The organism is Streptomyces niveiscabiei (genome assembly GCF_001419795.1).
Lineage (GTDB): Bacteria > Actinomycetota > Actinomycetes > Streptomycetales > Streptomycetaceae > Streptomyces > Streptomyces niveiscabiei.
Map to the genome: position 1 here is coordinate 1 of NZ_LIRL01000842.1, position 6,389 is coordinate 6,389.

4 protein-coding genes are annotated in these 6,389 nt (G+C 66.0%); all 4 read right to left on the reverse strand.

Going from position 1 to position 6,389, the window contains the following annotated elements:
- Window positions 1-1,122 (reverse strand): type VII secretion-associated serine protease mycosin (mycP, locus tag AOK24_RS34990; protein WP_107104119.1); only part of this gene is annotated, 1,122 nt, incomplete at its 3' end.
- 1,829 nt (window positions 1,123-2,951) lie between these two features.
- Window positions 2,952-3,449 (reverse strand): hypothetical protein, encoded by a 498-nt coding sequence (locus tag AOK24_RS34995; RefSeq protein ID WP_055724010.1) that lies wholly within the window; start codon window positions 3,447-3,449, stop codon window positions 2,952-2,954.
- 5 nt (window positions 3,450-3,454) lie between these two features.
- A complete protein-coding gene (locus tag AOK24_RS35000; RefSeq protein ID WP_055724011.1) occupies window positions 3,455-5,758 on the reverse strand; it encodes a DUF6571 family protein in 2,304 nt (767 codons plus the stop codon).
- 10 nt (window positions 5,759-5,768) lie between these two features.
- A complete protein-coding gene (locus AOK24_RS35005; RefSeq protein WP_055724012.1) occupies window positions 5,769-6,203 on the reverse strand; it encodes a hypothetical protein in 435 nt (144 codons plus the stop codon).
- Window positions 6,204-6,389 lie beyond the last annotated feature (186 nt).

Consider the following 6,389-nt stretch of genomic DNA (forward strand, 5'->3'; position numbering starts at 1 on the left):
CTGCTTCGCGGCGGCCACGGCTTCCGCCGGTTCGCTCGGCTTCGCCGACGGGGTCGGGGAGGGAGACGCGGACTTCTCGGCTGCCGCGAGGTCCGGGAGGGGGTAGACGTTCGCCGGGCCCGGGTCGCCGGGGTTCTGGAGAGCGATGCGGGGGCGGACGATGCCGTAGCCGATGGCGTCGTTACGCTTGGCGCCGTCGGTGGGACCACCGATGGTGTTCAGCATGACGCGCAGGACCTGGTTGTTCGTCCAGGTGGGGTGGACCGACCAGATCAGGGCGGCGCTCGCGGAGGCCAGGGCAGTGGCGTCGCTCGTGCCGCTCGTGGTGCAGAGACCCGTTTTTGCGCCGCAGGCGTGCACCATGTCTTCACCAGGGGCAGCCATGTCGACCTGGGGGCCGTACTGGGACTCCGCGGTCCGGTGAAGGTTCTTGCCCACCGCCGCGACACCTACCACTCCGGGGGTGGCAGCCGGGTACTCAGCCAAGTTGGCCTCGTTCCCGCTGTTTCCGACAGCCGCGAAAATCAACGCTCCCTTGTCGAGGGCATACTTCACCGCGTCCGTCACCTGCTGCGTTGTTCCCGACGCCCCCATGGAAATGTTGATGACCTTCGCGCCATGATCAGCGGCATAACGAATCGCAGGCGCCAGCGCCTTGTTGAAGCTTTCCTCTCCCGCAGCCAAGTTGGCGGACGTGCCACTTTTAGGCAGGCGAATCGGAAGGATCTTGGCGCCGGGAGCGAGACCGAAGGAACCCTTGCCGTTCAGATCGGCGCCTGTCGCCGCAATCAGGGCCGCCATGCCGGTGCCGTGGCCGAAGGTGTCATAGTTCGTGTGTTCGTCGCCGGGCTGGTCCGTGGCGTAGTCCTTGCCCGGTAGAACGCGTCCGACGAGATCAGGGTTGGTGGCGTCCACGCCGGTGTCGATGACCGCGACGGTAACGCCCTTGCCCGTGCTGGTCTTCCACATGTCCTCGGCCTGCATCCGGTCGAGGTACCACTGCTCTTGACGGATCGTCTCGGCGCTGACCGCCGGTGTTGCAGCAGTACCCGCCAGCAGCAGGCCCAGGACCGTTGCCACGGTGACACGACAGAGCCTGCGGCGAGCACTGCTGGCACTCATGGACTTCGTTCTCCCTGTTTCCTGAAAGTCTCTTGAACGCGTCAGTCGACGACCGGCGGCACGATGGGCCGTTGGTGCCGAAGCCAAGTCTCCTCGTCCTCGGTAACTCCGTACGGGCGACCGCTCCCGTTTCTCACGCTCCGGGGCGACGTCGGCTGAGACAAGCCGGACGCCGCAGCCCCCGTCTGTCTCTCGTTGGGGCGTGCTGAGGAGTTCGTTCCGCCGGTGACCGGGGTCGGGGTCCGTGGTCCTGTCCCACCGGAATCAATCGCGCGGGCGCCAGGTGTCCTTGCGTCCGTACGTCCCGGCCGCTGGGCCGCGCTGCTGCTGCCAACTGCGCCGGAACGAGACGCAGCGGGGCGCCCTCCGACGATGCCGCCGGATCCGGGTGGAGGAGTGGGACGGCCGCCGGAGAACATACTCGAGGTGCCCGCCGTCCGACCGACCGGGTTCACCATGCCGGGCGTCTGACCCATCGGCCCCATAGAACCGCGCGCAGGCGTGCCTTCCCCACCTACGACTGTGCCGCGCGGGATAGCCCCGGTCGGCCGACCTTCAGAAGGAAGGACGGGACGACCGCCGACGATGCCACTACCGCCACCGGAGGAGCCTGGAGCGCGGCCGAAGGCTGCCCCCGGCCCTTGGCCGACTGGAGACTGGGGAACTCTGCCCGCGCTGGGCGTGGGGCTACTGACAGGGAGAGCCTGCCCACCACCGAACAGCGGAGGCATGGGGCCGGTCTGCGGTATTGCGCCCCTCGCTGGACCCGGCTCGACAGGAACACGCAGGGTCTCCAGCGGAGTCTGCGCAGGCAGCGTGCCGACCGAGTCGATGCCTGTCCGCACCGGGGACAGGATCTCCCCCGGAAGACGCGACTGGGCCCCAGGAGCGCTGGAGGCATGCCCCACAGAGGAACCGCCGGCCGACCCACCTTCCCCTGATCCGCTATCGACCGCATGAACCGCACCGGCAGAGGCCGTTCCGGAGGATGCCACGAAATTGGACTTGGACTGAGCGCTCGCCGCGCTATCCCGTGTCTGCTCCGTGTCGGGCACGAACGCCTGCGGCGGCGGTGGAAGCTTCGGTCTCTCCAACGCGTTCAACTGCGTAGCCGACCACGAATACGACTGCGCAAGCTTCGTCATCTGCGACGCCGCCTCCAGCCGCACCTTCTCCCGGTCGGCGGTCAAAGCCGCCAGCTCCGCAGACGACTTCGAGGCGATACCCGCCGCGTCGGGATCGTTGTGGGCCGCCTTGGCCGCAGCGAGGTTCGCCGTCGCGCTCGGCATGTCGCGGGGGATGGACGACTGGGCCAGGGAGATCGCGTCCGAGGCATGCATCAGCCACGAACTGGAGTCCTTGCTGAAGTCACTCAGACGGAGCGTCGCGTTGGCGAGATCGGCCGCCCAGGTACGGAAGGCGTCGGCACCCTCGCCCTTCCACGCCACCCACTGGGGACGGACCTTCAACTCCTTCGCGATGTCCGCGATATCGGCCGCAGCCTTCTCCAGACGACTCGCGGCACCACTGACCACACCCGCGTTCGCCTGGTCCAGCCAGGCGAGCATCTGTTCGTGGCTCATGCCGTCGAAGAACGTACCGCCCGAACTCTCCGCGTCACGCATCAGATCGCCCCGCTTCGGGGATGACGGCCAAGGATGTTGTTCAGTTCGCCTGTGCCCGTGCGGAAACCATCGATCGCCGGGTTCACCCCGCCCTCCTGCAACATCCCGTCATCCTCCCCGTACGGTTCGACCAACCCTAACCACCACCACCGGCATCCATCCAACCCCCACATCCGCGCCTCGCCAGGGCGGCCCTGCGTTGTCCTACCCGCACGGATCCTGGCCACGCAGCGAAGCCGTGTACCCGGAGATCAGCTCCCTCATAGCCTTCTTGCCGCTCCGCCCAGGTGCCAGCACCCTGACGTAACTGCTGACGGCCTTCTCCTCACCGCATGACACCACCGACACCGCCGCCCGCCCGGCATAGGCCACCGTCTCGTCGTCCGCGGTCTCCACCTGCCCGATCCGGTGGTCGTAGGAGGCGATGTTCCAGGCCGACCGGGAGGCGTCCACGCGCTGTCTCTCGACGGAGAGCACCGCGTCTCCGTCGACGCTCACCTCGCAGGTCTCGACGGAGCCGCCCGCAGACGCGCCCTCGGCGACGTCGACGCGTTCACCCGAGGAGGGCAGCAGGGCACCGAGGGCCTTCTCCGGTACTGAGACCCCGCACAGGTCTTTCGGAACGCTGAAGTCGCGTCCCTGCCGTTCCGAGGAGCAACCGCTGATCCCCACCGCGACGCACACGAGAATTCCCAGCGCCATGCCTCTCATTTCGCGTTGCCCTCCGAGTTCCATTGAGCACCGGCCGCATGGCTGTTTCCGGCAGAGGTACGTGCCGCAGCCCGCAGATCTTCGGCCGTGCCCGAGTTGATCTCCTGGTTGTTCACCAACGCACGATCAACAGCCGCCTGCGCCGATTCCATGGCTGCGTCACGACCATGGGAATATTCGTTTCCGGCTGAGATCTCCGCTTCAGCCGTCGTGTCCTTCTCCACACTCTTCATGATGGACTCCTGGATGTCCTCGGCCGCCCAGCCGAGGACGGTACCGGCGACCGGGACCCGTTCACCGACCAGGTCGATCCCCATTCCGAGGATGCGGTCCACCCATTTCTGGTTATCCGCCGCAGCCTCGTTGAATTCCTGGTCGGATGCCGTGTGGTATTCGTAGATGGCGGTGGCCCTGGCATCGCTCATGATGCCTGCCATAGCAGCTCCTGGGGCAACGGAAGTACTCACCCGCCCGTCCAGGGAAGCGGTTGAATCACTGTCGCCGTTGATGACACGATCCACTGTCTGCGATGTATAGGATTGCTGGGCGCTGGTGATAGCCGCATAGGCGCCAGGGTCCTGTCCGACCTCACCCAGGAAACGTTGCGTATTGGCGGAATCCAGGTCGACCGGCTCACCGAATGAAGGAAAGAGTCGACTTCCCGCGTCCTCTCGGTACATGGCCCGCTGGAAATCGCCCATGTACTCGGCAGTGATGTCCCCGAGGCTGTCGCGCATCGCGTACAGCGGTCCGCTCTCCTCGTCGATGTCACCGTTCGCGTTGCGCCTGACGAGTTCAGGGTGTTCTCCGAACTTGTCGACGATGTCGCTCACCAGGCCGGCGCGTGCCGTCGTATGAGGAACGGCTGCGACACTTTCGTTGTCGTACGGCCGCCCTGTCGCGGCGGCTTCCAACGCGTGCCCCAGAGCCTCAGGGCCGTAGGCGAGGGCCCTGAGGGCCTTGTCCTCGTCGGCCAGGACATTGGTGTCGTTCGTATCGACTGTCCAGGTGAATTCCTCATCGGTGAACAGGTCGAGATACGAAGTGAAGTCCAGTTCGCTCTCTTTCTTCGGCACCCCGTCCTGATCGTAGGCGGTCGGTGTTCCGGTGAAGAAATCCTCCGCTGCCTCGGGGCTGTGACCGAGAGCCTCAAGAACGCTGTTGAGTGGGTCGTTCCCCGACCCGAGCCGACCGGAGGGGTTGAATCCATAGGCGTCACTCGATCCCATGGCCTTGTTGCCGATGAAGAAGTAAGGGTCCTTCTGATGGAGTTGGGTGACATGCTCGGCGATGGGCGTGAGGAATCTGGGGTCGTAGTTCCCGAAGCGCAGCAATCCGCCAAGGACCTGGTAGCCGTAGGGTTTTCCCCACTGCCCTTTCTGCCACGAGATCTCTTGTGTACCCAATCGGCGGAACTCGGCTCCCCATGAGTCAGGAAGATGGTGCTTGGTATCCGGATCCGTGGCGTTGGCGAGGGCTGGACCCATGTATCTCTGGAGTTCTCTGACTGCGTCGAGACGGGTGCCCGTCGCCGTCGCGTCCGTGCCGTCGATAGACATCTGCGCGTAGAATTCCAGCGTCTCCTCCGGGCCCCCGAGTCCTTTGAAGAAGGAAGTCGCGAACTCGCCGCCCTTCTCGGTCCCGTTGAAACGCATGATCTGGTTGAACTCGACAAGCTCTCGGTCCGACATCCCCTCACCCTTGCGCGCCAGTTCCAGCGCGCGTTCGGACTGGGCGTCGTCCAGGGAGTCGTACGAGCTGTGCCCCGCGTTGTGGGCGTCGTTGCCGTGGGTGGTGGCGAGGGCTCGGTTGACCGAGGTGTCGATCTCGGTGGCGTGGGCGAGGATCCGGTTGATGCGGTCCTCCAGTTCCTGGCGGGCGTCCAGTTGGTCCTGGGTGCGTTCGTCCGTGTCGCCTCTGGTGTGGGGGTAGAAGCAGCGGACCCTGCCGTCGCCGAGGTCCTGGATCTTGATGCCGAGGTTCGGCGCGTCCACCTCTCCGGCCGTCCTGATCCGCTTCTGGAGCGCGGTGAGTTCCGTGTGCGCGTCGTCCAGGAGCCGGTGGATGCTGCTGGCCTCGGTGTGGAGGTCCGCGATCTCCTTCGCCGTCTCGGCCACGAAACCACGTGTCACCGTGGCGTTCGCCCCCGCCCAGCGCGCCGTGTCCGACTTGGCCAGCATGCCGTCGCGGGCGCTCTCCGCCAGGGTCTTCAGGCCGTCGGCCGTGCTCTTCCAGTCGGTGACCGCCGCGCCCAGTGTCCCGAGGTCGACCTCTGATAAGTCTCCGTACGTGATGGTCATCGGGCCGGCCTCACTTGAAGTACTTGGTCAGCTCGGACACGGGGACGGCTCCGCCGTCGACCGCCGCCACCTGTGCGCCGATCTTCGCGTCCTCGTCCTTGTGCAGCCGTTTGCTGTAATCCAGGTGGTTCGAGATGTGCGCGCACGCCTGGAGCACCGACCTCACCTGTGACGTCCAGATCTCCAGCGTCTTCGTGAGGCCCGTGCCTGTCGTGAAGCCGTGCGATGTCAGGGCTGTGGCCGCCCTCGCCGTCGAGCCGTTCCCCGAGCCGTCCGCGCCGAGTCCCTGCATGTCGGCCGTCGTCCGCAGGTCGTCCCAGAGCACGTACGCGTCGTGGCCTACCGCCCCCAAGTCGTCCTGATGCACGATCAGTTCGGCTGCCGGGGGCGCGCCTTGACGCTCTCCCGCCACGGTCTTCAACCGCTCCCACTCACTCCACGCCATGCCCGTCCGTCCCCATGTCTGTGGTGTGGGGTGGGGTTGGGGCGTGCGTACGGTGCCGCTGCGCCAACTCCCACCGCCCGGGGGCACATTACTCCTTCTTTGCTTTCCCTTGCGTCAGAGAAGGAGTGGTGGCGGGGGAGTTGACGGGTGGTGGTCCAACGCTCAGTTGGGTCCTGGGTTGTGGGG